At 73.2% G+C, this 24,587-nt stretch carries 23 protein-coding genes and 1 riboswitch; of the genes, 13 read left to right on the top strand and 10 right to left on the bottom strand.

All coding sequences use genetic code 11. The features are described from left to right. Positions 1-6 precede the first annotated feature (6 nt). Both ACZ79I_RS24525 and ACZ79I_RS24520 read left to right on the top strand, forming a co-directional pair. The gene (locus tag ACZ79I_RS24525; protein ID WP_471499616.1) at positions 7-741 is read left to right on the top strand and encodes a response regulator transcription factor; all 735 of its coding nucleotides are present in this window, start codon (positions 7-9) and stop codon (positions 739-741) included. After that, on the top strand, positions 738-2,219 hold the full coding sequence (locus tag ACZ79I_RS24520; protein WP_471499615.1) for a sensor histidine kinase: 1,482 nt from the start codon (positions 738-740) through the stop codon (positions 2,217-2,219). Before ACZ79I_RS24525 ends, ACZ79I_RS24520 begins: the two co-directional genes overlap by 4 nt. Before the next feature lie 7 nt (positions 2,220-2,226). Here ACZ79I_RS24520 and ACZ79I_RS24515 read toward each other — a convergent pair whose 3' ends face one another. Beyond that, a complete protein-coding gene (locus tag ACZ79I_RS24515; RefSeq protein WP_471499614.1) occupies positions 2,227-3,780 on the bottom strand; it encodes an ABC transporter substrate-binding protein in 1,554 nt (517 codons plus the stop codon). A gap of 662 nt (positions 3,781-4,442) precedes the next feature. Here ACZ79I_RS24515 and ACZ79I_RS24510 point away from each other — a divergent pair. Continuing rightward, positions 4,443-6,548: a collagen-like domain-containing protein gene (locus ACZ79I_RS24510; RefSeq protein ID WP_471499613.1), complete on the top strand. Its 2,106-nt coding sequence runs from the start codon at positions 4,443-4,445 to the stop codon at positions 6,546-6,548. 15 nt (positions 6,549-6,563) lie between these two features. Here the strand turns inward: ACZ79I_RS24510 and ACZ79I_RS24505 are convergent, their stop codons facing one another. Further along, positions 6,564-7,886: a metallophosphoesterase gene (locus ACZ79I_RS24505; RefSeq protein WP_471499612.1), complete on the bottom strand. Its 1,323-nt coding sequence runs from the start codon at positions 7,884-7,886 to the stop codon at positions 6,564-6,566. Between the two features lie 21 nt (positions 7,887-7,907). Beyond that, positions 7,908-8,150: an SCO4848 family membrane protein gene (locus ACZ79I_RS24500; RefSeq protein ID WP_381089098.1), complete on the bottom strand. Its 243-nt coding sequence runs from the start codon at positions 8,148-8,150 to the stop codon at positions 7,908-7,910. Positions 8,151-8,298: 148 nt separating this feature from the next. On the opposite strand from ACZ79I_RS24500, the gene ACZ79I_RS24495 reads away from it, so the two are divergent. Further along, positions 8,299-9,561 (top strand): D-alanyl-D-alanine carboxypeptidase family protein, encoded by a 1,263-nt coding sequence (locus ACZ79I_RS24495; protein ID WP_471499611.1) that lies wholly within the window; start codon positions 8,299-8,301, stop codon positions 9,559-9,561. On the opposite strand, the gene ACZ79I_RS24490 is transcribed toward ACZ79I_RS24495, so the two are convergent. Next, complete coding sequence (locus ACZ79I_RS24490) at positions 9,509-10,417, bottom strand: YihY/virulence factor BrkB family protein (protein ID WP_471499610.1); 909 nt, start codon at positions 10,415-10,417, stop codon at positions 9,509-9,511. The genes ACZ79I_RS24495 and ACZ79I_RS24490 overlap by 53 nt on opposite strands. A 196-nt stretch (positions 10,418-10,613) precedes the next feature. Between ACZ79I_RS24490 and ACZ79I_RS24485 the strand changes: the two genes are divergently transcribed. After that, positions 10,614-11,378, top strand: a complete 765-nt coding sequence (locus tag ACZ79I_RS24485) for a decaprenylphospho-beta-D-erythro-pentofuranosid-2-ulose 2-reductase (RefSeq protein WP_471499609.1) — start codon at positions 10,614-10,616, stop codon at positions 11,376-11,378. A 20-nt stretch (positions 11,379-11,398) separates the two neighbouring features. Here the strand turns inward: ACZ79I_RS24485 and ACZ79I_RS24480 are convergent, their stop codons facing one another. Together ACZ79I_RS24480 and trpS are read right to left on the bottom strand one after the other, a co-directional pair. After that, positions 11,399-11,983 carry a 2'-5' RNA ligase family protein gene (locus tag ACZ79I_RS24480; protein ID WP_471499608.1) on the bottom strand — a complete coding sequence of 195 codons (585 nt, stop codon included), beginning with the start codon at positions 11,981-11,983 and terminating at the stop codon, positions 11,399-11,401. A 212-nt stretch (positions 11,984-12,195) separates the two neighbouring features. Next, positions 12,196-13,209, bottom strand: coding sequence for a tryptophan--tRNA ligase (gene trpS / locus ACZ79I_RS24475; protein ID WP_471499607.1), 1,014 nt, complete (start codon positions 13,207-13,209; stop codon positions 12,196-12,198). A gap of 92 nt (positions 13,210-13,301) precedes the next feature. Here trpS and ACZ79I_RS24470 point away from each other — a divergent pair, with 92 nt between their 5' ends. Continuing rightward, positions 13,302-13,970: a hypothetical protein gene (locus ACZ79I_RS24470; RefSeq protein WP_471499606.1), complete on the top strand. Its 669-nt coding sequence runs from the start codon at positions 13,302-13,304 to the stop codon at positions 13,968-13,970. A gap of 13 nt (positions 13,971-13,983) precedes the next feature. On the opposite strand, the gene ACZ79I_RS24465 is transcribed toward ACZ79I_RS24470, so the two are convergent. Continuing rightward, positions 13,984-15,429 (bottom strand): glycine hydroxymethyltransferase, encoded by a 1,446-nt coding sequence (locus ACZ79I_RS24465; RefSeq protein ID WP_471505189.1) that lies wholly within the window; start codon positions 15,427-15,429, stop codon positions 13,984-13,986. Between the two features lie 41 nt (positions 15,430-15,470). Next, positions 15,471-15,559: riboswitch (ZMP/ZTP riboswitch) on the bottom strand. A gap of 132 nt (positions 15,560-15,691) precedes the next feature. On the opposite strand from ACZ79I_RS24465, the gene rocD reads away from it, so the two are divergent. Next, on the top strand, positions 15,692-16,897 hold the full coding sequence (rocD, locus tag ACZ79I_RS24460; RefSeq protein ID WP_471499605.1) for an ornithine--oxo-acid transaminase: 1,206 nt from the start codon (positions 15,692-15,694) through the stop codon (positions 16,895-16,897). A 44-nt stretch (positions 16,898-16,941) separates the two neighbouring features. On the opposite strand, the gene ACZ79I_RS24455 is transcribed toward rocD, so the two are convergent. Both ACZ79I_RS24455 and ACZ79I_RS24450 read right to left on the bottom strand, forming a co-directional pair. Further along, on the bottom strand, positions 16,942-18,126 hold the full coding sequence (locus ACZ79I_RS24455; protein ID WP_471499604.1) for a glutathionylspermidine synthase family protein: 1,185 nt from the start codon (positions 18,124-18,126) through the stop codon (positions 16,942-16,944). Between the two features lie 10 nt (positions 18,127-18,136). Beyond that, on the bottom strand, positions 18,137-18,478 hold the full coding sequence (locus tag ACZ79I_RS24450) for a hypothetical protein (RefSeq protein WP_471499603.1): 342 nt from the start codon (positions 18,476-18,478) through the stop codon (positions 18,137-18,139). Between the two features lie 144 nt (positions 18,479-18,622). On the opposite strand from ACZ79I_RS24450, the gene ACZ79I_RS24445 reads away from it, so the two are divergent. Next, positions 18,623-19,450 carry a DMT family protein gene (locus tag ACZ79I_RS24445; protein ID WP_471505187.1) on the top strand — a complete coding sequence of 276 codons (828 nt, stop codon included), beginning with the start codon at positions 18,623-18,625 and terminating at the stop codon, positions 19,448-19,450. Between the two features lie 106 nt (positions 19,451-19,556). On the opposite strand, the gene pdxR is transcribed toward ACZ79I_RS24445, so the two are convergent. Next, the gene (gene pdxR, locus ACZ79I_RS24440) at positions 19,557-20,948 is read right to left on the bottom strand and encodes a MocR-like pyridoxine biosynthesis transcription factor PdxR (protein WP_471499602.1); all 1,392 of its coding nucleotides are present in this window, start codon (positions 20,946-20,948) and stop codon (positions 19,557-19,559) included. Between the two features lie 47 nt (positions 20,949-20,995). Between pdxR and ACZ79I_RS24435 the strand changes: the two genes are divergently transcribed. The 5 genes from ACZ79I_RS24435 (at position 20,996) to ACZ79I_RS24415 (ending at position 24,555) form a co-directional block, all read left to right on the top strand. Beyond that, positions 20,996-21,511 carry a carboxymuconolactone decarboxylase family protein gene (locus tag ACZ79I_RS24435; protein WP_471499601.1) on the top strand — a complete coding sequence of 172 codons (516 nt, stop codon included), beginning with the start codon at positions 20,996-20,998 and terminating at the stop codon, positions 21,509-21,511. A gap of 53 nt (positions 21,512-21,564) precedes the next feature. Then, positions 21,565-21,993 (top strand): carboxymuconolactone decarboxylase family protein, encoded by a 429-nt coding sequence (locus tag ACZ79I_RS24430; protein WP_471505184.1) that lies wholly within the window; start codon positions 21,565-21,567, stop codon positions 21,991-21,993. After that, complete coding sequence (locus ACZ79I_RS24425) at positions 21,987-22,703, top strand: isocitrate lyase/PEP mutase family protein (RefSeq protein ID WP_471499600.1); 717 nt, start codon at positions 21,987-21,989, stop codon at positions 22,701-22,703. The genes ACZ79I_RS24430 and ACZ79I_RS24425 overlap by 7 nt, the downstream gene beginning before the upstream one ends. A 108-nt stretch (positions 22,704-22,811) precedes the next feature. After that, complete coding sequence (locus ACZ79I_RS24420) at positions 22,812-23,588, top strand: hypothetical protein (protein WP_471499599.1); 777 nt, start codon at positions 22,812-22,814, stop codon at positions 23,586-23,588. 73 nt (positions 23,589-23,661) lie between these two features. Beyond that, on the top strand, positions 23,662-24,555 hold the full coding sequence (locus ACZ79I_RS24415; RefSeq protein WP_471499598.1) for a bifunctional helix-turn-helix transcriptional regulator/GNAT family N-acetyltransferase: 894 nt from the start codon (positions 23,662-23,664) through the stop codon (positions 24,553-24,555). The last annotated feature ends 32 nt before the right edge of the window (positions 24,556-24,587 follow it).

The raw sequence follows: 24,587 nt of genomic DNA, 5'->3' as shown, positions 1-24,587 counted from the left end.
GGGGGCATGACCGTCAACGAGCCGGCGCGCGAGGGGGCACACCCGGGCACGCACGAGGGGGCGACCGTGCTCGTCGTCGAGGACGAGGAGAGCATCGCGGACGTCCTGTCGATCGCCCTGCGCTACCACCGCTTCCAGGTGATGACCGCGCGCACGGTGCGCGAGGCGCTCGCGCTCACGGAGCGCACCAGGCCCGACGCCGCCCTGCTGGACGTGATGCTGCCGGACGGCGACGGGCGCGCGCTGGGACGTGAACTGCGCGCCCGGCGGCCGGATCTGGCGCTGGTCTTCGTGACCGCGCGCGACGCGCCCGCCGAGATCGTCGGCGCGCTCGGCTTCGGTGACGACTACATCACCAAGCCGTTCAACATCGACGAGGTGGTCGCCCGGGTACGGGCCGTGCTGCGCCGCACCCTCCCCCACGCCGACGACGTCCTGCCGCAGCGCCCGCCGCTGCGCTACGGCGACCTGGAGCTGGACGAGACGACGTACTCGGTGCACCGCGCGGGACACACGGTCGAGCTGACCCCCACCGAGTACGCGCTGCTGCGCTTCCTGGTGCGCAACGGCGGACGGATCGTGCCCAAGGACCAGCTGCTGCGCCATGTGTGGCAGTACGAGCACACGCCGGCCGAGTCGACGGTCGTGGAGACGTACATCAGTTATCTGCGCCGCAAGCTGGAGCCGCTCGGACCGCCGGTGATCACCACCCGGCGGGGTGTGGGATACGGGCTGGCATGACCCTCCTCCGGCTCCCGCGGATGCCGCGGCTGCCGCGGCCGCGCGGCATCCGCTCCCTGCGGGGCAAGCTGACGCTGGCGAACGTGGGGCTGCTGGCGCTCGGCATCGTCGCGGCCACGGCGTTCAGCCTGATGGGCATGCGGCACTACGTGCTCGGACAGATCGACGCCGAGCTGACCAAGTCCCGTGCCTCGCTGGCGGCTTCACACCTGACCATGCGGGAGATCGACTCGCTGGCCGCGCTCGCGCTCGTCCGCGACCGGCTGCTGCCGCACAGCGGCGACTCGCCGAACCCGGACAGCATCTTCGTGGCCGTCGGCGGGGACGGCACGGTGCTCCCCGTCGCCGGGCTGAAGCCCACCGCCATCCAGCAGGCGCTCGCCGCCGAGGCCGGGGACCCGGCCGCGCTCGTCCGGGACGGGACGCCGCACGACCTCCAGCTGCGCGGCGACCCCTACCGGGTGACCGGGGTGCGGCTCGCCGACGGCGCGTACGTGCTGCTGGCCCGTTCCACCGCGGTGCTGCACAAGGGCGTCGCCAAGGCGCTCAAGCTCGATCTCACCATCGGCAGCCTGCTGCTGGCGCTGCTCGCCGCGCTGACGATGATCAGCGTGAGGCGCCGGATGCGGCCGCTGGAGGACATGGTGGAGACGTCGTCCGCGATCGCGGAGGGCGATCTGACCCGGCGCATGCCGTCCAGCAAGGACACCTCCCTGGAGGTCGAGCAGCTGCGCACGGCCCTCAACTCCATGCTCCATCAGGTGGAGTCGGCCTACCGGACGCGGGAGCGCAGCGCCGCCCAGCTCCGCCGCTTCGTCGCGGACGCCTCGCACGAGCTGCGCACACCCCTGTCGGCGATACGCGGTTACCTCCAGCTCTACGACCAGGGGATGCTGACCGACCCGGACGAGAGGAAACGGTCCTGGGAGCGGATGATGGCCGAGGCGGACCGGATGGGCCGGCTGGTCGACGAGCTCCTCACCCTCGCCCGCCTCGACCGGCAGCCGGAACTCCGCTTCCGCAACGTCGACCTGAGCCGTCTGGTGCGGGACGCGGCGGAGGATCTGCGCGCCCAGCAGCCGGAGCGTCCGGTGACGGTGGCCGCGGACGGCGCGCTGCTGGTGCGGGCGGACGAGTCGGGGCTGCGGCAGGTGCTCGGCAACCTCGTGGGCAACGTCCGCACCCACACGCCCGCCGATGTGCCGGTGCGGCTCGGTCTGGAGCGCGCGGACGGGGTGGTGCGCCTGTGCGTGGCCGACGAGGGGCCTGGCCTCGCCGAGCAGGACGCGGCACGCGTCTTCGACCGGTTCTTCCGTGTGGGCCCGGGCGCGGGCAGCGGGCTCGGGCTGGCGATCGTGCAGGGCGTGGTGGCCGCGCACGGTGGCGAGGTGGGGGTGCGGACGGCGCCGGGCGAGGGGCTGGCGGTGACGGTGACGCTGCCGGCGCGGGGACACGGCAGGGACCGGGACGACGGGTGATCCGGCGTCAGATCCAGGTCAGCCGCCAGAGGCGGAAGACGCCCGTGCCGTCCGACAGGTACTGCCCGCCCCCGACGTCCTCGCTGCCGACGACGTACTCCTTCGCCTGCCACAGCGGGATCAGCGGCACGTCCCGGGCCACGAGCTGCTGCACCTGCTCGAAGTCGGCGGTGACGCGGCTGCGGTCCGAGTACTGCTGGCTGTCCCGGATCAGAGCGTCGACGGCCTTGCTGCTGTAGCCGTTCTTCATGCTGTTGCCGGTGCCGACGAGCGGGCCGCTGAAGTTGTCCGGGTCGGGGAAGTCGGCGACCCAGCCGACCGCGTACGCGTCGAGCCCGCCGCTCGCGTACCGCTTCTGGAAGTCGGTCCACTCGTAGCCCGCGATGTCCACCTTGAACAGCCCGCTCGACTCCAGCTGCCGCTTCAGTTCGGCGGCCTCCTCGGCGGCGGCGCCCCGGCCCCGGGCGTAGCCGTAGCTGAAGCGGACGGGTGTCTTCACGCCCGCCGCGGTCAGCAGGGCGCGGGCCTTCGCGGGGTCGGGCTTGGGATAGGTGTCGAAGAAGGACGTGGTGTGCCCGGTGATCCCCGCCGGGATCAGCGAGTAGAGCGGGTCGGTGGTGCCGTCGTACACCGTGCTGACCAGTTTCTCGCGGTCGATGAGCGCGGCGACAGCCTGGCGGACGCGGCGGTCGTGCAGCGGTGAGCGGGCGGAGGTGTTCAGCACCAGGTTGCGGGTCTCGGCGCTGTCGGACTCGCTGACGCGCCGGCCGGGATCGCTGGGGTTGAGGCCGGCGAGCACGGCGGGCGGCAGCTGGCGGGTGGCGACGTCGACGTCCTTCGCCTGCCACGCCTTCTCCAGGGCTGCGGGGTCCTCGTAGTAGCGCAGCACCACCGGCCGGCCGGTGTCCTCGACGGCGCCCCGGTAGCGGGCGTTGGGCCGCAGGGCGGCCTTGTCGTCCTTCGTGTACGACGTCAGGGTGTAGGGCCCCGTCCCGTCGGCACCGTTGTCCGTGCGCAGCGCCTTGCGCGGGTACCGGGTGCGGTCGACGATCGACCCGGCGCCGGTGGCGACCTTGAACGGGAAGGTCGCGTCGGGCGAGGACAGGTGGAAGGTGACGGTGAGCCCCGCGGCGTCGACCGGACCGAGGGTGTCGAGCAGGGTCGCGGGGCCCACGTCGGAGTTGATGCGCTTGACCCGGTCGAAGGAGTACTTGACGTCCTCGGCGGTCATGGTGCGGCCGCTGGGGAAGGTGAGGCCCTTGCGGAGCGTGCAGCGGTAGGTGCGCAGGTCGCTGCCCACGAAGCCGCACTGCTGGGCCGCGTCCGGCACGGGTTCCGCGCCGTCCGGTTCGAAGGTCAGCAGTGTCTGGAAGACGTTGCTGAACAGGGCCCAGGACCCGGCGTCGTAGGCCCCCGCCGGATCGAGCGACGTGACGGCGTCCGTCGTCCCGACCGTGATGGTCCTGTCGGTGTTCTCCTTGGCCGGCAGCAACTGCCAGCCGCCCACTCCCGCGCCCGCCACCAGCACGGTCGCGAGGATCCGCATGCGAACGGATCGCATCGGCGCCCTCCCCAGGCCCTCAGCGCACGCCACTCCCCTGTGGCGCGGATCACCCAATCACAGGGTTTGGAGCGACGGAAGAGAGATCCGCCGAACTAAGAAAGGTCTTACCCAGCGGGTGTCACCGCCGGGTTTCGGCCGGCCACGTCACCGCTGCCGCCCGGCCCGGGAGGACGGGGTCCCCGCCGGGGCACAGCGGATGCGGGCACCGGCCGGACCCCCGCCGACCGGGCCCGGAAGGTGCTCGACGGCCACGGTGCCCGCCGGCACCGGAGACGTCGGGGTGCGCATCGTCCGGCCCCCGGCTCCACGGGCCCCCGGGACCCCTCCCGGTCGTGCTCTGCATGCACGGCGGCACCCGGGCGACCCGTGCCGCCGTCGCCCGGGCCGTCGCGGTGCTGCGCGACGCGCTGGGCACGGAGCAGCGGTGACACAGGGGGTGGGCCGACGAGGGTGGACGGGGGTACGCCGTTCGTGTGTTCCGTCCTTCGACCATCCATGGCCCCGGGAGTGGTCGTACGCGGCCCCGGCCGTCGTGAGGTAGACACGACACACGCCATCAATCAACTGGCAACCGGCCCACCGGACGGGGGGACCTTTCGCCGCGCCCAGGCCCGGATGCGCGCCCCCCGGCCTCCGGTTGCCGAGGAGGTCCCCACACCATGAGCCGAAAGTCACTGCGCGGATCCTGGATCGGTACCGCCACCCGTTTCTCCGCGGCCGGAACGCTGGCCGTGCTGGCCGGGCTGTCGTCCGCGACGGCCGCTCAGGCCCATGGCGTCGACGACCCGCGCGACGACTGCGGTTACTCCTCACACGACCACGGCCATGACGGCCGCTGTCCCCAGGGCCCGCAGGGTCCCCAGGGTGCCCAGGGCCCGCAGGGCAACACGGGGCCGCAGGGTCCGCAGGGGGCGTTCGGCGGTCCGCAGGGTCCGCAGGGTGCTCAGGGAGCGGAAGGCGCTCAGGGCGGTCCTGGCACGCAGGGCCCGCAGGGCGAAACCGGCGCCCAGGGCAGTCAGGGGGCCTTCGGGCCGCAGGGCTTCCAGGGACCGCAGGGCGACGTCGGCGCTGCGGGCACCCAGGGGCCCCAGGGCGTGGAGGGCACCCAGGGCGCCTCCGGCTCGCAGGGCCCGGCGGGCGACACCGGCCCCCAGGGTTCCGAGGGACCACAGGGCAGCACCGGGGCCGAAGGCCCGCAAGGTCCCCTGGGTCCCCAAGGGTTCCAGGGCGACTTCGGCCCCCAGGGCTCCTCGGGACCGCAGGGCGACACCGGTGCCACGGGCCCGGCGGGCGTCATCGGCCCCCAGGGCTTCGAAGGACCCCAGGGCACCACCGGCGTCCAGGGCGACACCGGCGCCCAAGGCCCCCAAGGCACCCAAGGCCACCAGGGCGACACCGGCGCCGGCACCCAAGGCCCCCAAGGCGACTTCGGCCCCGTCGGCCCCCAGGGCAGCTTCGGCCCCCAGGGCTTCGAAGGACCCCAGGGCACCACCGGCGTCCAGGGCGACACCGGCGCCCAAGGCCCCCAGGGCACCCAAGGCCACCAGGGCGACACCGGCGCCGGTACCCAAGGCCCCCAAGGCGACCACGGCCCCGTCGGCCCCCAGGGCAGCTTCGGTCCCCAGGGCTTCGAAGGACCCCAGGGCACCCACGGCGCCCAGGGAGACACGGGCGCCCAGGGCCCGCAAGGCGATCCCGGCAAGCAGGGTCCGCAAGGCCCACAGGGCGAACCCAACGGTCCCCAAGGGCCGCAGGGAGAACCGGGCCCGGCCGGAGGCCCGCAGGGCGTGCAGGGTGCGCAGGGCACCCAGGGCGAAACCGGAGCGCAGGGTGTCCAGGGCACCCAGGGCGAGATCGGCGCCCAGGGCTTCCAAGGCAACTTCGGTCCTCAGGGCTTCCAGGGACCCCAGGGCGAAACCGGAAGCTCAGGCCCCCAAGGCACCCAAGGCGACATCGGCAGCGCAGGCCCCCAAGGCGACACGGGCCCCCAGGGCCTCCAGGGCACCCAGGGCGACACCGGCAGCCAAGGCTCCCAAGGCGACTTCGGTCCTCAGGGCTTCCAGGGACCCCAGGGCGAAACCGGAAGCTCAGGCCCCCAAGGCACCCAAGGCGACATCGGCAGCGCAGGCCCCCAAGGCGACACGGGCCCCCAGGGCCTCCAGGGCCACCAGGGCGACACCGGCAGCCAAGGCTCCCAAGGCAACATCGGCCCCCAAGGTGTCCAGGGCGACTTCGGCCCCCAAGGCGTCCCGGGACCCCAGGGCGACACCGGGGCCACGGGCCCGCAGGGTGTGGAGGGTCCGCAGGGTTTCCAGGGCACCGAAGGCGTTCCCGGTCCCCAGGGCTTCCAGGGTGACACCGGAGTACAGGGCCCCCAGGGCCTGACCGGGCCGCAGGGTGTGGAGGGTGCCTCCGGACCGCAGGGCGACACGGGCGCTCAGGGCCCCCAGGGCAGTCAGGGGGCCATCGGGCCACAGGGCTTCCAGGGCACCCAGGGCGAGACGGGGGCGCAGGGCCCGCAGGGCGGGGGCACCGGCGCCCAGAGCAGGGTCGTCTCGGCCACCACCTCCACCGGTACGGCCACCGTGCTGTGCCCGGCCGGCACCTTCGCCGTCGGCGGTGGTGTCCGGAACCTGTCAGGAGGCACGGCCAACTACGACTACCTGGGGCCGGTCGGGTACACGGCCACCACGCCGGCCACCGGCTGGCAGGTCATCTCCCCCGTCGCGCGCACCCTCACGGTGTACGCGGTGTGCACACCGTGACCCCGTGAGGGCCCGTCATGCGTGGAGGGACGCCAGCTCGATCACCGTGATGTCCGAGGGCGCGCCCACCCGCGTCGGCGGCCCCCAGGCGCCGGCGCCCCGGGACACGTACAGCTGGGTGTCGCCGTAGCGGTCCAGGCCCGCGACCGTCGGGTTGGCGGCGGCCGCGACGAGGTTGCCGGGCCAGAGCTGGCCGCCGTGGGTGTGGCCGGAGAGCTGGAGGTCCACGTGGTGCCGTACCGCCTCGTGGATCTGGACCGGCTGGTGGGCCAGCAGGACGACGGCGCGCGAGGGGTCGCGGTCGGCGAGCGCCTTGGTGAAATCGGGGCCCTCGCCCTGCCGCTCGCCCGCCAGGTCGTTGACGCCGGCCAGATCGAAGGCGGGCAGTTCGGTGCGGGCGTTCTCCAGCGGGTGCAGGCCGAGCCGGCGCACCTCCTCGACCCACTGGTCCGCACCGGAGAAGTACTCGTGGTTGCCGGTGACGAAGTAGCTGCCGTGACGGGCCCTCAGCCGCGACAGCGGTGCGGCGGCCGGGCCGAGGTCCTTGACGCTGCCGTCGACCAGGTCGCCGACGACCGCGATCAGGTCCGGCTGTGTGGAGTTGATCGTGTCCACCACGCGCTGTGCGAAGCCCCGCCCGAGCACCGGGCCGAGGTGGATGTCGCTCACCACGGCGATCCGGTAGCCGTGCGCGGAGCGCGGCAGTCTGGCCAGCGCGACCGTGACGCGTTTCACGGCGGGGCCACGGAGCACGCCGTACGTGCCGTAGCCCACCGTGCCGGCCGCGGCGGCGGCCACGGCCCCGCCCACGAGCCGGGAGACGAACAGCCGGCGGGACGGGGGTCCGGCGGCGTCCTCCGGCAACGGGGACTGCGGGTCCCCGGGTGCCGTATCCGCCGGTTCCGGTTCCGGTTCCGTTCCGGCCGGTTCCGGGGCCACCGATCCCGGGCCCACCGGCATCGCTCCCGGCCCCACCGGCACCGGTGCCGGGCTCGGCGCCGTCTCCCGCACCCTCGGCCGGCGCTCCACCAGCCGGCGCGCCAGCGGCCGCAGGAGTTCCCCCGCCACCAGCGCCAGCAGCAGGTAGAGGGACAGCGCCATCCACAGGAAGCCCGGCCAGCCCAGGACACGCTGGAGCCAGAAGGGAGCCCCGGCGACCTCGGCGGCCAGGGCCCCGACGGTCAGCACGGGTCCGGCGGTGAACACCACCGTTCCGGCGCGCCGGGCGAGGCCCGGCCCGCGGGTCGTGTCACGGACGAGCCGGAGCCACGCGTAGCGGTGCAGCGCCGCGAAGGCGGCCAGGACCGCCAGGGCGACCAGCCCGAAGACGACGACCACTGCGTCCCTGTCCCCCCGTCGCTATGGCGTACGTCGCAACGCGCGCAGTCCGCGGAACCCGATGACGCCGATGACGGTCCCCAAGACAAAGGAGACGACGGCGAGCGCCAGATGCACCCAGAAGTACGCCGTCGGATCCCCCGCGTCATCGAACGCGAGGCCGCTCGCGTCCTTCCACAGGTTCCTGACGAAAGTGATCCAGATGACCCAGCTCCACACCCCGAAGGCGAGCAGGAACCAGGAGACGGGACGGCTGAGTTTCACAAGACGGGGCCTTTCGTCACTGCGCCGGGCATCCGATGCCGGCATGCGTTCAGTATCGCCGCTTCCCGGTGGCCGTTCATCGCGGGGTGGGCGGCATCGGCCGGGATGCGGCGGGACTTCCGGCTCCGCACCCTGTACTTTCGCGTCCGTGTCCGCCTTGAAGAAGATCACCGGCCGCCGCCTCGCGGTCGCCTCCGCCGTCGTGTTGTCCCTCGCACTCGCCACCCCGGCGACCGCCTTCGCCGGCAGGAGGAGCCCGGCGGCCACTCCGTCGGCCACGCCCCCGGCGGTGATGTCGACCGTCGGCGGGGAACTGCTCGGCAGGCCGGGCACCCAGGTGAACCTCGGCAGCGGTGCCCCGGTGCTTCCCAAGGACATCACCGCGCGCTCCTGGATCGTCGCCGACGCCGAGTCCGGTGACGTGCTGGCCGCCCACAACGCGCACTGGCGGCTGCCCCCGGCGAGCACCCTGAAGATGCTGTTCGCCGACACCGTGCTGCCCAGGTTCCCGAGGACCGAGCAGCACAGGGTGGCACCCTCCGACCTGGCCGGCATGGGCGCCGGCTCCAGCCTGGTCGGGATAAAGGAGGGTGAGACCTACACGGTTCACGATCTGTGGCTGGGGGTCTTCCTGCGCTCCGGCAACGACGCGGTGCACGTGCTGTCCGCGATGAACAACGGGGTCCAACAGACCGTCAGGGACATGCAGGCGCACGCCGAGGAGCTCCAGGCCCTCGACACCCATGTGGTCAGCCCCGACGGCTATGACGCCCCCAAGCAGGTCTCCTCGGCCTACGACCTGACGCTGTTCGCCCGGTCCGGGCTGCAGAAGAAGGACTTCCGGGAGTACTGCGCGACGGTGCGGACCGAGTTCCCGGGCGAGACCAAGGTGACGAAGGGCAAGAGGACCCGGGGGTCCTTCGAGATCCAGAACACCAACCGGCTGCTGGCCGGGGACTACGACATCTCCCCCTACCGGGGCATCGCGGGTGTGAAGAACGGCAACACCACCAACGCGGGCGCGACCTTCACGGGTGTGGCCGAACGCGACGGCAGGGTGCTGCTCGTCACGGTCATGAACCCGGAGAGGCACGAGCACAACGAGGTCTACCGGGAGGCCGGCCGGCTGCTCGACTGGGGCTTCGGCGCGGCCGGCAAGGTGACGCCGGTGGGCGAACTCGTCGCCCCGAGGAGCGCCGCCGGGCAGCCCGGCGCGAACCCGTCCGCCTCCGGTGCGGGCAGGAGCTCCGCCAAGCCGGTGGCCGCCTCGGTGAAGCAGGGCGGCTCCAGTGGCATCGGCGTGGCGCTCGCCCTCGTCGGCGGCCTTCTCATACTGCTCGGCGGGGGCGCGTTCCTGGTCAACCGCCGCTGGCCGCTGCCTGATCTGGTACGCCGCCGGACGCGCCCGTGACATCCGCCCCGTTGTTCCGGATGGCCGTCCAGGCGGCGCAGAACAGCACGAGTTTCGCGGTGAAGTTGATCCACAGCAGCAGCGCCACCGGCACCCCGAAGGCGCCGTACATGCTCTTCGAGGCGACCTGCTGGATGTAGCCGCTGAGCAGCAGCTTCAGCAGTTCGAAGCCGACCGCGCCGATCAGGGCGGCGATCAGCAGGCGCCGCCTGGGGGGCTCCACGCCGGGCAGCAGCGTGAGCACGTACAGCAGGACCAGGAAGTCGGCGCAGGCGGCGACGGCGAACGCGGCGACGCGCAGCAGCACGGTGCCCCAGCCGCCCTCGTCCAGGCCGAGCTGCCCGGCCGCCCGGCCCACCAGCGCGGAGGCGAGGGTGGACGCGGCGAGGGTGACCAGGACCGCGCCGCCGAAACCGATGAGCACCACGCCGTCCTTCACCTTGCGCACCAGCGGGTTCTCGTCGCCGTCCGGCAGTTCCCACACCGCGCGCAGGCAGTCGCGGACCTGCCCGACCCAGCCGATGCCCGCGAGCAGCAGCACGGCCGCGGAGATGGCGCCGACCGTGCCGGCGTTCTGGACCAGGCCGTGGATGTCGAGCTGTCCGGAGATGCCGGGGAACTGCTGGGCGATCTTGCTCTGCAGCTTGTTCTGCTGGGAGGTGCTGAGCGTCGCGGCGCCGATCGCGGCGGCCAGGGTGAGCAGCGGGAAGAGGGCCACGAAGCTGATGAACGTCATCGCGGCGGCGAGCCTGGTCCACTTCACGCGGTCGAGGCGTTCGTAGGACCGCCAGGCGTGCGTGACCATGAGGCGGGTGACCAGCGGCCCGACGACGGGGAGCCTCTTCAGCCAGTCCATGATCCGACTCTCCCCTCGTGGCCCCTGGGTGCGGTCTCTCGCACGGAGCCGCGGACGATCGGTGTCCGGGTACCCCCGAAGCCGCCCGGCACCGCACCGTCGGCGGGACTCCGTGCGTCGCCCATTCCGGTGAGGCCCCGTAGCGAGTGGGGATATGAGAGAGTTATGCCCGTTTTGCGGCGATACGGTCACGATCATGCCTGCCCACAAGGACGCCCTCGGCACCCCGCAGTCCCTGCTGATCCTCGGCGGTACGTCCGAGATCGCGCTGGCCACCGCGCGCCGGCTCATCGCACGGCGCGCCCGCACCGTATGGCTGGGCGGGCGCCCCTCCCCGGAGCTGGAGCGGGCCGCAGACCATCTGCGTGAGCTCGGCGCCGACACCCGTACCGTCGCCTTCGACGCGCTCGACAGCGGGAGCCATGAGAGCGCGCTCGGCAAGGTGTTCGCGGAGGGCGACATCGACCTGGTGCTGTTCGCCTTCGGCGTGCTCGGCGACCAGGCGACCGACGAGCGCGACCCGGTCGCCGCGGCGCGCGTCGCGCAGACCAACTACACGGGCGCCGTCTCGGCGGGCCTGGTGTGCGCCCGCGCCCTCCAGGAGCAGGGCCACGGCTCGCTGGTGGTGCTGTCGTCGGTCGCCGGCGAGCGGGCCCGCCGCTGGGACTTCATCTACGGCTCCAGCAAGGCCGGGCTCGACGCGTTCGCACAGGGCCTGGGCGACGCGCTGCACGGCACCGGCGTGCACGTCATGGTCGTGCGCCCCGGGTCCGTCCGCCGGCGCGGCGGCGCGGGACGGGGGGACGGACCGCTGTCCACCACGCCGGAGCGGATCGCCGCCGCGATCGACCTGGGGCTGCGGAGGCGGTCGGAGGCGGTGTGGGTACCGGGGTCACTGCGGCTGGTCATGTCGGCGCTGCGGCATGTGCCGCGGCCGGTGTTCCGGTGGCTGCCGGTCTAGGGGGTCCGGGGTCCGGGGGTCTATGCCCAGGGGGCGGGCAGGGAGGCGTCCTCCGACCGGGCCGCCTGCGGCGGCACCACCGCGCCCGCGAAGGCGAACTCCCGCAGCCTGCGCCAGACGCCGTCCGCGCCCTGCTCGTACAGCCCGAAGGCCGTGCACGGCCACTCGGCCTCGTAGTCGGCGAGCTCCTCGTACGCCCGGTCCATCGCCGCGTCGTCGATGCCGTGCGCCACCGTGACATGCGGGTGGTAGGGGAAGAGCAGCTCGCGCGCCACCGGCCCGGAGGCGTCCCGGATCTGCTTCTGCAGCCACGCGCACGCCTCGGCGCCCTCGGCGATCCGCACAAAGACCACGGGCGACAGGGGACGGAACGTGCCCGTCCCCGACAGCCGCATCGGGAAGGGGCGCCCGGCCGCCGCCACCTCGACGAGGTGCGCCTCGATCGCGGACAGCGCGGAGGCGTCGACCTCCGTCGGCGGGAGCAGGGTGACATGCGTGGGGATGCCGTGAGCCGCGGCGTCGCCGAAGCCCGCGCGCAGCTCCTGGAGCAGGCTGCCGTGAGGCTCCGGGACCGCGATCGACACGCCGATCGTTACGGTCCCCACGTCGTCTCCTGTCGTCGTGCTGGTGTCGTTCAGTGGTCTTCGGCGTTCTTCGGTGTTCTTCTGGGGGCTTCGGGTTCTGCCGGCTTCCGGTTCTTCCGGTGACCGGTTCCTCCGGTTTCCGGTTCTTCGGGTGCCCGGCCTTCGTCGCGGGCAGGAGTGACTACCGACTGTACGGCGATGGGACGTGCCGCCGGGAGACCGGTCCTGCCGGATCAGTGCTTGGCGGGCAGGAACCCGACCCTGTCGTACGCCTGGGCGAGGGTCTCCGCGGCGACGGCGCGGGCCTTCTCCGCGCCCTTGGCCAGGATCGAGTCGAGGGACTCGGGGTCGTCCAGGTACTGCTGGGTGCGCTCCCGGAACGGGGTCACGAAGTCGACCATGGCCTCGGCGAGGTCCGTCTTGAGCGCACCGTAGCCCTTGCCGGCGTACTTCTGCTCCAGTTCCGCGACACCGGTTCCGGTGAGGGTCGCGTAGATGGTCAGCAGATTGCTGACGCCCGGCTTGTGCTCCACGTCGTACCTGATCACGGTGTCCGTGTCCGTGACGGCGCTCTTGACCTTCTTCGCGGTGGTCCTCGGCTCGTCGAGCAGGTTGATGAGGCCCTTCGGCGTGGACGCCGACTTGCTCATCTTGATCGACGGGTCCTGGAGGTCGTAGATCTTCGCGGTCTCCTTGAGGATGTACGGCCGCGGGATGGTGAAGGTCTCGCCGAAGCGGCCGTTGAACCGCTCGGCGAGGTCGCGGGTCAGCTCGATGTGCTGGCGCTGGTCCTCGCCGACCGGCACCTCGTTGGCCTGGTACAGCAGGATGTCGGCGACCTGGAGGATCGGGTACGTGAACAGGCCCACGCTCGCGCGCTCGGCGCCCTGCTTGGCGGACTTGTCCTTGAACTGGGTCATGCGGCTCGCCTCGCCGAAGCCGGTGAGGCAGTTCATCACCCAGGCGAGCTGGGCGTGTTCGGGGACATGGCTCTGGACGAAGAGCGTGCACCGGTCCGGGTCGAGCCCGGCGGCGAGCAGCTGGGCGGCGGCCAGGCGGGTGTTGGCGCGCAGGTCCGCGGGGTCCTGCGGGACAGTGATCGCGTGCAGGTCCACGACCATGTAGAACGCGTCGTGGGTCTCCTGAAGGGCCACCCACTGGCGGACGGCGCCCAGGTAGTTGCCGAGGTGGAACGAGCCGGCGGTCGGCTGGATGCCGGAGAGCACACGGGGACTGTCTGAAGCCATGTTCACCATTCTCTCAGGTCTTCGGGGCCGGTCAGGAACTGGTGGGGCAACAGGTGCGGGCCGAATCGGGCCCGGCGGTGTAACAAGGGGACATGACAAAGAACGGGGGCCGTGTGCGCGCGCTCGGCAGGCTGGTGGCGGCGCTGGCGGTGACGGCGGGGGCACTGACCGCGACCGCCGGGCCGGCCCGGGCTGTGGGCAAGGACATACCCGACCTGGCGCTGGTGACGGCGGCCGGCACGGGCCGCACGACGACACTGCGGGCCGGTGAGGGTGACTTCGCGCTGCTGTGGAAGCTCCTGGGGCCGACGGGGCGGCGGACCGAGCGGGTGCCGGACGCGTGGCTGCGGGGACGGTATCCGCGCGTGCGGGCCACCGTGGTGTGGGGCCTGACCGGGATCGGGGGGTGGCCGTACACCCGGCGGGCGCCCGGGGGCGACGTGGCGATCGAGCGCCAGGACCAGGTGTTCCTGGCCGGGGACGGCACGGCGTGGGTGCGGTCGGACCCGGCGCCGGACGTGGCCGACGACGACGTCCGGTGGCATCGGGTGCCGCGGCCGGTCTTCGACCGGCTGGCGAAGGGCGGGCTGTTCGGGCCGGCCGCCGCCGAGGACGGCCCCCCGGACCGTCTGCGCTGGGGGGCCGTGGGGCTCGGCGCGGGGCTCGCCCTGGGGATCGGGGGGACCTGCGCCGTGCGGCGGGCGGCGGCCCGGCGGGAGGGACCGCCGGCCGGGCCGCGGCAGGAGCTCATCGATCTGTGAGCGCCGGGCGTCCTCAGCCCAGGTCGATCTCCGGGTACAGCGGGAAACCGGCCAGCAGGCCGGACGCGCGGTGCGCGATCTCGTCGGCGATCTTCGGGTCCAGGACGTGCTGGGCCTTCGACGGGGCGCCCTTGGCGGTCGTGCCCGGGACGGCCGTCGTGAGGACGCGGTCGATCAGGGCCGCGATCTCGTCCATCTCCGCCGTGCCCAGGCCGCGGGTGGTGAGCGCGGGGGTGCCGATGCGGATGCCGGAGGTGTACCAGGCGCCGTTCGGGTCGGCCGGGATGGCGTTGCGGTTGGTGACGATGCCGGACTCCAGCAGGGCCGCCTCCGCCTGGCGGCCGGTGAGACCGTACGAGGAGGCCACGTCGATCAGGTTCAGGTGGTTGTCGGTGCCGCCGGTCACGAGCGTGGCGCCGCGGCGCAGCAGCCCCTCCGCCAGGGCGCGGGAGTTGTCGACGATCCGCTGGGCGTAGTCGCGGAAGGAGTCCTGCCGGGCCTCCGCCAGGGCCACCGCCTTGGCGGCCATCACGTGCGGCAGCGGGCCGCCCAGGACCATCGGGCAGCCGCGGTCGACCTGGTCCTTGAGCGAGTCGTCGCACAGGACCATGCCGCCGCGCGGGCCGCGCAGCGACTTGTGGGTGGTGGTCGTCACGATCTGGGCGTGCGGCACCGGGTCGAAGTCGCCGGTCAGGACCTTGCCCGCGACCAGGCCGGCGAAGTGGGCCATGTCGACCATCAGCGTCGCGCCGACCTCGTCGGCGATCTCGCGCATGATCCGGAAGTTCACCAGGCGGGGGTAGGCGGAGTAGCCGGCCACGATGATCAGCGGCTTGAACTCGCGGGCCGAGGCGCGCAGGGCCTCGTAGTCGATGAGCCCGGTGGCCGGGTCGGTGCCGTAGGAGCGCTGGTCGAACATCTTGCCGGAGATGTTCGGGCGGAAGCCGTGGGTGAGGTGGCCGCCGGCGTCCAGGGACATGCCGAGCATGCGCTGGTTGCCGTAGGCGTGGCGCAGTTCGGCCCAGTCCTCCTCGGTCAGGTCGTTGACCTGGCGCACGCCCGCCTTCTCCAGCGCGGGGGACTCGACGCGCTGGGCGAGGACGGCCCAGAAGGCCACGAGGTTGGCGTCGATGCCGGAGTGCGGCTGGACATAGGCGTGGCGGGCGCCGAACAGCTCCTTGGCGTGCTCGGCCGCGAGCGACTCCACGGTGTCGACGTTGCGGCAGCCGGCGTAGAAGCGGCGGCCGACGGTGCCCTCGGCGTACTTGTCGCTGAACCAGTTGCCCATGGCCAGCAGGGTGGCCGGGGAGGCGTAGTTCTCGGAGGCGATCAGCTTGAGCATCTCGCGCTGGTCGGCGACCTCCTGGCCGATGGCGTCGGCGACGCGCGGCTCAACGGCGCGGATCACGTCGAGGGCGGCGCGGAAGGCGGTGGACTCGGTGGAGACAGGCGCGGGCATCTCGGGCATCAGGGACCTCCGGACGTGGCGTTCGGCGTTCACGGTACGGCCCAGGCGCACGGCACACTTCCTGCTCGGGCCGCTCCCCGATGGTCCGTCCCATCCCAGCGCGCCAGTCACGGCCCGCGGGCCAGCCTACCCGGCCGTTCGGACGGCGCGACACGCGACGCCGCCCGCGGACGGGTCCGCCGCGTCCACCGCGCGCGAGGATGTGCGGGGGAAGCAGGGGCAGCAGGGTCACCCTCGTCGTCCGGGAGCCGCCGTGACCGCCACGCAGACACTCATCGCCGCCGCCGAGGCCCACGGCGCGCACAACTACCGTCCGCTGCCGGTGGTCATCGCGTCCGCCGGCGGCGCCTGGATGACGGACGTGGAGGGCCGCCGCTATCTGGACCTGCTGGCCGGGTACTCGGCGCTCAATTTCGGTCATGGCAACCGGCGGCTGATCGACGCGGCCACCGCGCAGCTCCAGCGGGTGACGCTGACGTCGCGGGCCTTCCACCACGACCGGTTCGCCGACTTCTGCGCGCGGCTGGCCGAGCTGTGCGGCATGGAGATGGTGCTGCCGATGAACACGGGCGCCGAGGCCGTGGAGACCGCGGTGAAGACGGCCCGCAAGTGGGGCTACCGGGTCAAGGGCGTGCCCGCCGGAAGGGCGAAGATCGTGGTCGCGGGCGGCAACTTCCACGGCCGTACGACGACGATCATCAGCTTCTCCACCGACCCGGAGGCGCGCGCGGACTTCGGCCCCTACACGCCGGGCTTCGAGATCGTGCCCTACGGGGATGTGACCGCGATGCGGGCGGCGGTGACGGAGGACACGGTGGCGGTGCTGCTGGAGCCGATCCAGGGCGAGGCGGGGGTGGTGGTGCCGCCGGCCGGTTATCTGCCGGCCGTGCGGGAGCTGACCCGCGAGCGGAACGTGCTCTTCGTCGCCGACGAGATCCAGTCGGGGCTCGGCCGCACCGGACGCACCTTCGCGTGCGAGCACGAGGGGGTCGTCCCGGACGTGTACGTCCTCGGCAAGGCGCTCGGCGGCGGGATCCTGCCGGTGTCGGCGGTGGTGTCCAGCGCCGAGGTGCTCGGGGTGTTCCGGCCCGGTGAGCACGGGTCGACGTTCGGCGGGAACCCGCTGGCCTGCGCGGTGGCGCTGGAGGTGATCGCGATGCTGCGGACCGGCGAGTACCAGGCGCGGGCGGCGGAGCTGGGCGCGCACCTGCTGAGCGAACTGGGCGCGCTGACCGGCACGGGGCGGGTGACCGGGGTGCGCGGGCGCGGGCTGTGGGCGGGCGTGGACGTCGCCCCCGCGTGCGGCACCGGCCGGGAGGTGGCCGAGCGGCTGATGCACCGGGGTGTCCTGGTCAAGGACACCCACGGGTCCACGATCCGGATCGCCCCGCCGCTCGTCATCGGCACGGAGGACCTGGACTGGGGGCTGGCTCGGCTGCGTGGTGTCCTGGGCGTCTGACCGCCGCCGCTCCCGGGGGACGCCGAGGAGGTCCCCCGGAGAGGTCAGAGGATCACGTGCGGCAGGAAGCGCGCGTACTCGTCCGTGACCAGGCCGGACGACTCCCGGATGCCGAGCCCCGCCGACTCGCCCTCGACGACCCAGGCGCCCAGGACCACCCGGTTGCCGTCGAAGTCCGGCAGGGGCGCCAGCTCCTGGTAGCAGCAGGGCTCTTCGCGCAGCACGGGCCCGGCGCCCGGCGCGTGGACCGTCACGCCCTCGCCCTCGCGGCCGAGCAGCGGCTTGGCGACGTAGCCCGTGGTGCACGCCATCTCCCGCGGGCCGTCGAGGTGGGCGGGCAGCAGGTTCGGGTGGCCCGGGTACAGCTCCCAGAGGATCGCGAGCAGCGCCTTGTTGCTGAGCAGCATCTTCCAGGCGGGTTCGATCCACATCGTGGTGCCCGTGCCGCCGCCGTTGTCGAGGGTGTCGAGGACATGGCCGGCGAAGCGGTCGGTGGTGAGCCACTCCCACGGGTAGAGCTTGAAGCAACTGCGGATGAAGCGGAGCCGGTTGTCGACGAAGCGCTCGGACAGCGGGTCCCAGCCGATCTCCTCCATGGAGATCCAGTCGGTGTCGAGTCCGGCCTGTTCCGCGGTCTCCTTGAGGTACGCGACCGTCATCAGGTCCTCGCCGAGTTCGTCGGCGCAGGAGTGCGCGAAGTACAGCGGACTGGCGGGCGGCAGCAGGGCGGACTGCTTCTTCCAGGCGGCGACCAGCCGTTCGTGCAGGGAGTTCCACTGGTCGGCGCCCGGGAAGCGCTCCTCCATCCAGAACCACTGGGGGCCGGCCGCCTCCACGAGCGAGGTGGGGGTGTCGGCGTTGTACTCCAGGAGCCTGGCCGGGCCCGTGCCGTCGTAGCGCAGGTCGAACCGGCCGTAGACGGAGGGGAGTTCGGCACGGCGGTGCCACGCCTCGGCGACCGCGTGCGCGACACGCGGGTCGGTGATGCCGAGGTCGGCGAACCGGTCCGTGGCGACGATGTGCCCGGCCGCGGCCAGGCACATGGTGTGCAGTTCCTCGACGACGTCCTCCAGCGCCTCCACCTCGGGGAGCGTGAAGGTGTAGTAGGCGCTCTCGTCCCAGTACGGGCGCAGGGAGTCGTCGGGGTAGCGGGTGAGCGGATAGATGAGGCCCTGCGCCTCGACGGTCTGCTGCCAGCCGGGGCGGGGCTCGATCGTGCGGCGTTCCACGGCGGGGCGCTCAGCCGCCGGACTTGCCGTGACCGCTGCCGAAACCACCGCGGTCGACGCCGCTGTGGCCGCCGCCGGAGCCTCCGGAGCTCCGGGGCCTGGTGAAGGAGCCGCCGCTGACCCAGCCGTTCTTCTTCTCGCCGCCGTAGTACCAGGAGCCGCGGGCGGACGCCTTCCCGGAGGTGCAGTTCTTGTCGGCGACGACCTTGTAGCCCTTGGCGAGGGTGTAGCTGTCGCGGTCGACGCAGCGCTTGTCCGGGTCCGACGAGCAGGCGGTGAGGGCGGCGGCGAGAAGCCCCATACCGCCGAGGACGACCGTGCCCGAGCGCAGTTGCCGGCGTGTGTCCGCCATGTCCGCGATCCCCCGTCGTATGGGACGTCGTTGGTGAGACGTCGTTGAGATGTTGATGAATATCAGACTAGAGAGCTTGCTTCCGCCCGGCGCGCCCGCCCCCGCTCTTGCGGCCTGCCCTACAGTCGCACCGTGCTCTGGGGAATGGTGTGCGCACTCGGTGCGGCGGTCTGCTTCGGTACGGCGACGGTGCTGCAGGCGATGGCGGCGCGCGCGGCGGGCACGGGCGGGGGCGGGGACGCGGCACTGCTGCTGCGGGCCCTTCGGCAGTGGCGGTACCTGGCGGGGCTCGCGCTGGACGGGCTCGGCTTCCTGCTGCAGATCGTGGCGCTGCGGTCGCTTCCGATCTATGCGGTGGGGGCTGCGCTCGCCTCCAGCCTCGCGGTGACGGCGGTGGTGGCGGCCAGGCTGCTGCGGGTGCGGCTGACGCGGAGCGAGTGGGCCGCGGCCGGGGTGGTGTGCGCGGGCCTGGCGATGCTGGGGCTGGCATCCGGCACGGAGGGGAACCGCGACGGGTCCACGGTGCTGCGGTACGCGATGCTGGCGACGGCGTTGGCCGTGCTGGTGCTCGGATCTGCCGGGACGCGGCTGCCGGGACGCGGGCGGGCGCTGGCGCTGGGGCTGGGCGCGGGGTTCGGGTTCGGGGTGGTCGAGGTGGCGGTGCGGCTGATCGACGCCCTCACGCCGTCCGTCCTGCTCACCAATCCGGCGACGTACGCGCTGCTCCTGGGCGGCGGTGCGGCGTTCCTGCTGCTGACGAGCGCCCTGGAGCGGGGATCGGTGACGGTGGCGACCGCGGGCCTGGTCGTCGGCGAGACGGTGGGGCCGGCCGTGGTGGGGGTGGTGTGGCTGGGCGACCGCACCCGCGAGGGGCTGGCCTGGCTGGCGGTACTCGGCTTCCTCGTCGCCGTGGCGGGGGCGCTGGCGCTGGCGAGGTTCGGGGAAGCGCCGGTTGCCGAAGAGGTCTCGTGATGCCGGCGGAGCCGGGCGGCTGAGGGGTGCCGCCCTGACGCCCGGGACAAGCCCTGGGCGGCCGCCCCGTGCCCTCCGGCCGGCCGGAGCCCTGCCTTCCGCCCTCTCACGGCAGCACCCGGCACAGGGCCTCCAGTGCCCCCGCCCACCCGTGGTCAGGGGGCGTCCCGTAGCCCACGACCAGGGCGTCCAGCGGCTCGGCGGCCGCCCTCTCGTGGCGGTAGCGGCGCAGGCCGTGCACCGCCAGGCCCTGCCACGCCGCCGCCTGGACCACCGTCCGCTCGGTGCCGGGCGGCAGCCGCAGGACCGCGTGCAGGCCCGCCGCGATGCCCGTGACCCGGACGTCCGGGGCGCGGGCGGCGAGGGCGTGGACCAGGGCGTCGCGGCGCCGCCGGTAGCGCAGCCGGGAAGCGCGCACATGGCGGTCGTACGCGCCGGACGTCAGGAACTCCGCCAGGGTCAGCTGCTCCAGCGCCCCGCACATGTCGTGTCTGCCGTTGACGGCCGCGGCCTCCTCCGCGAGCCCCGGCGGCAGCACCATCCAGCCCAGCCGCAGCCCGGGGGCCAGGGACTTGCTGGCGGTGCCCAGGTGGACCACGTGGTCGGGGTCCAGGCCCTGCAGCGCCCCGACGGGCTGCCGGTCGTAGCGGAACTCGCCGTCGTAGTCGTCCTCCAGGATCAGCCCGCCCGTCCGCCGCGCCCAGTCGACGACGGCCGCCCGCCGGTCGGGGGGCAGGGGCACGCCCATCGGGAACTGGTGGCCGGGAGTGAGCAGCACGGCGCCCCCGACCGGCAGCGCGCCGGTGTCGGTGCCCCGCGCGTCGAACGGGAGCGGCTCCGTGCGCAGGCCCGCCTCCGCCAGCAGGTTCCAGTGCACGTCGAGTCCGTACGACTCGACGTGCACCGTGCGGACACCGCGTGCCCGCAGGACCGCGCCGAGGATCGTCAGCCCGTGCGAGAAGCCCGCGCACACGATGACGCGTTCGGGGTCGGCGCGCACACCGCGTGCCCGGGACAGGTACTCGGCGAGTGCGGCGCGCAGTTCCGCGCGGCCGCGCCCGTCGCCGTAACCGAGGGCGTCGTGCGGGGCCGCCGCCAGGACGCGGCGGGTGGCCTTGAGCCACTCCGCGCGCGGGAAGGCGGCGAGGTCGGGGGTGCCGGGCGCCAGGTCGTACTCGGGGCGCCCGAGCACACGGGGGCGGGGCGCGGCGGGTGCGGGCCGCGGGCCGGGGGCGGTGCGCTCGGCCACCCGGGTGCCCGAGCCCTGGCGCGCGGTGAGCCAGCCCTCGGCGACCAGGTCGCCGTACGCCTCGGCGACCGTGTTGCGCGCCATGCCCAGGTCCGCGGCGAGCGAGCGGGAGGACGGCAGCCGGGTCCCGGGGGTCAGCCGGCCGGTGCGGACCGCCTCGCGCAGGGCGTCGGTCAGGCCCCGGCGCAGCCCTGGTCCGGTCGGCTCCAGATGCAGGTCGACACCCAAAGTGGCCCATGCTCTGCCCATGGGAATGGACCATACTCCTGGGATACCTCGCCCCTAGGGTCGGGAGCATGACCACGAACGATTACGCGCCCGAGCACACGCCCCGCCTGAGGTGGGCCCGGCACGCCCCCGACGTCTACAAGGCGATGATCCGGCTCGACGCCGCCGCCGGGCAGGGCCTCGACGCGAAGCTGCGCGAACTGGTCAAGATCCGCGCGTCGCAGATCAACCGCTGCGCCTTCTGCCTCGACATGCACACCAAGGACGCGCTCGCGGCGGGGGAGAGCGTCGAGCGGATCATCCAGCTCAGCGCCTGGGAGGAGTCGCGGCACTTCTACACCGGGAAGGAACTCGCGGCGCTGGAGCTGACGGAGGCGGTCACGGTCCTCACTGGGGGCGCCTCCCAGACGAAGTCCGGGGGAGGTTTCGTGCCGGACGAGGTGTACGAGAACGCCGCCAAGCACTTCGACGAGGCGGAACTGGCCCAGCTGATCGCCGCGATCACGGTGATCAACGCATGGAACCGGTTCGGTGTGACGACCCGCGCGGTGCCGGGCCACTACCGGCCGGGGCAGTACTCGTGACGGCCCGCACGGCGGCCCGCACGACGGTCCTCGACTCGGACGTCCGCGCCGCGATGCAGGCGCTGAGCGCCGCGGCGAAGAAGGGCCTCGGTGACCCCGCCCTCGCCGAGCTGGTCCAGATCCGCGCCTCCCAGCTCAACCACTGCGCCTTCTGCCTGGACCTGCACCTCACGATCGCCCGCCGGCACGGCGTGAGTGAGCGTCAGCTGGACCTGCTGGACGCCTGGGAGGAGGCCGGGGAGGTCTTCGACGAGCGCGAGCGGGCCGCGCTGGCGCTGACGGAGGCGGTGACGGTGCTGGCCGGGGGCACCCCGCGGACGACGTCCGGGGGAGGCTTCGTGCCGGACGAGGTGTACGAGGACGCCGCCCAGCACTTCGACGAGGGGCGGCTCGCCCATCTGGTCGCCCTGATCACCGTCATCAACAACTGGAACCGGCTGATGGTCAGCCGGCGGATCCCAGCGGGGAGCACGCAATGGTGAGCGGCACCGAGACCTTCCGGGCCCTGCATCAGGGCCGGCTGCCGGGCGATCCCCTGGTGCTGCCCGGGCCCTGGGACGCGGCCAGCGCACGGGTGTTCGCGGACTCCGGGTTCCCGGCGCTCGCGACGCCCAGCGCCGGGGTCGCCGCCTCTCTCGGGTACGCGGACGGCGAGACGCCCGCCGACGAGATGTTCGCGGCGGTCGCGCGGATCGTACGGGCCGTCGACGTGCCGGTGTCGGCCGACGTCGAGGACGGGTACGGGCTGGCGCCGAAGGAGCTGGTGGAGCGGCTGCTGGAGACGGGCGCCGTGGGCTGCAACCTCGAGGACTCGCGCGGAGGGGTCCTCAAGGATCCGCGGGAGCACGCCGACTGGCTCGCCCGGGTGCGGGCCGAGGCCGGCGACACCCTGTTCGTCAACGCACGCGTCGACACGTTCGCCCGCGGCGTCACCGATCCCGAGCGGGCCATCGAGCGGGCCGCGTTGTACGTCGCCGCGGGGGCCGACTGCGTGTACCCGATCGGCGCCCCGGCGGACCTGCTGCCACTGCTGCGGGCGGGGATCCAGGGGCCGCTCAACGTGTACGCGCGAGCCGACGGCCCCTCACCGCGGCAACTCGGCGAGCTCGGCGCCACCCGCGTGACGTTCGGGCCGGGGCTGCAGCGCCGGGCGATGGCGGCGCTGGGCGAGATCGCCGCGCGGCTGGAGTGACCGCCGCGCGACGGGGCACGCATCGCCTCCCCGGCATGGAGTCTCTGAAAATGCGTCGGAAAGCGGGCAAACGTAATCTGACGACCAGGTACTCATGGAGGTGATGCGATGTCCCGGACCCGTGGCTTCACGAGGGCGGCCTGCGCGACGACGACGGCCGCGGCGGTGGGCCTGCTGTTCGCTCCCGGGCTGGCCGGCGTCTCGGCGGCCCAGACCGGCGGCAACCCGGACCCGCGGCGGCTGGCCGCACAGGCGCAGGACGGGCTGCGGAAGGCGACATCGATCCGTATCGGCTACACGGACCGCAGCGCGGCGGTGACGTCGAACAACCGTTTGCCGAAATCGATGAGCCTCGCGCTCGACCGGGGCGGCAACTGCGCGGGCACCATGACGATGGGCGGCAACGGCGGCAGCGTCGAGATCATCAAGCGGGGCGCCGAGGTGTGGCTGAAGCCGGACGGCACGTTCTGGAAGGCGGAACTGCCCGGGCAACGGGGTATCGACGCGGCCACCTCGCTCGCAGGCCGCTACCTCCACGGCTCCACCGCCGACACACTCCTCAGCGGCATCGCCGGCAGCTGCGACCTCGGCACCCTCCAGAAGGCCGCGACGGTCACCGCGCCCCCCTCCCTGACGGAGGGCCTCGCGAGGGCGCTGGACCACACGCGGGTGGTCCCCCTGTCCTTCACGGTGAACGGCCTGAAGTCGACGCTGTACATCACGACCGACATGCCGCGCCGCCTGTACCGGGCCACCCAGACGGGGCAGGGCACGAACCTGGCCCTGACCTTCACGGACTACAACAAGCCGGTCCCGACGAGGATCCCGCCGGCGAGCGAGACGGTGGACATCTCGAAGGTCCGCGCCCAACTGCCCAGGAGGTAGGGCACCGCACGCCCGTCGGCGGTGCTCCCCGGCATGGACACCCCGCATGTCCTTTGACTAGGGTCAAAGAACCATGGAGCGAGTGTCCAGTGAGCAGGTGACGGCCCTCCGGCGGTTCAACCGGTACTTCACCCGGCGGATCGGGGTCCTCGACGACCACTACCTCGGCCAGGACCGGCCGCTCGGCGAGGCGCGGCTGCTGTACGAGATCGGGGACGGGGCCCCGCTGCGCGAGCTGCGGGGGCGGCTCGGGCTGGACGCCGGGTATCTGAGCCGGATGGCGCAGGCGCTCCAGACGCAGGGGCTGGTGCGGGTGAGCGTGCACCCGGACGACAGCAGGGTGCGGCTGGCGGAGCTGACGCCCGCCGGGCGCGTCAAGGTCGACGAGCAGAACCGCCGTGCCGACGCCCTCGCCGAGAGCCTGCTCGCGGGTCTGACCGACGGCCAGCGCGCCGAGTTGACCGGCGCCCTCGGCGCCGTCCGGCGTCTGCTGCGCCTGGCCGCCATCACGGTCGAGCACGTCGACGGCGGCTGCGCCGACGCCCGCGCCTGCCTCGACGCCTACGCCGCCGACATCGACGCCCGCTTCCCCGAGGGCTTCGACCCCGCCGCCCTCGTGCGCCCCGAGGAGGTGTCCGCGGACGCCGGCGCCTTCCTGGTCGCGTACGAGGAGGGCCGTCCGGTGGGATGCGGGGCGCTGCGCACGCTGGAGCCCGGAGTGGGTGAGATCCGGCATGTGTGGGTGCACGCGGACGCCCGGCGGCTCGGGCTTGCCCGGCGCATCCTCGACGGGCTGGAGCGCCGGGCCGTCGCACGCGGCCTCGGCGTCGTACGCCTGGACACGCACGCCGTCCTGACGGAGGCCCAGGCGATGTACCGGGCCTGCGGGTACACGGAGATCCCGCGCTACGACGACAACGTGTACGCGGCCCACTGGTTCGAGAAGCGGCTCACGGCGAGGAGCTGACCCTCAAGGCGAGGAGCCGGCCTCACCGTCTG

It is taken from the genome of Streptomyces sp. PSU-S4-23, assembly GCF_055632315.1.
Note: the sequence above shows the minus strand (reverse complement) of the source record. Positions and strands in the feature narration are given on the sequence as shown.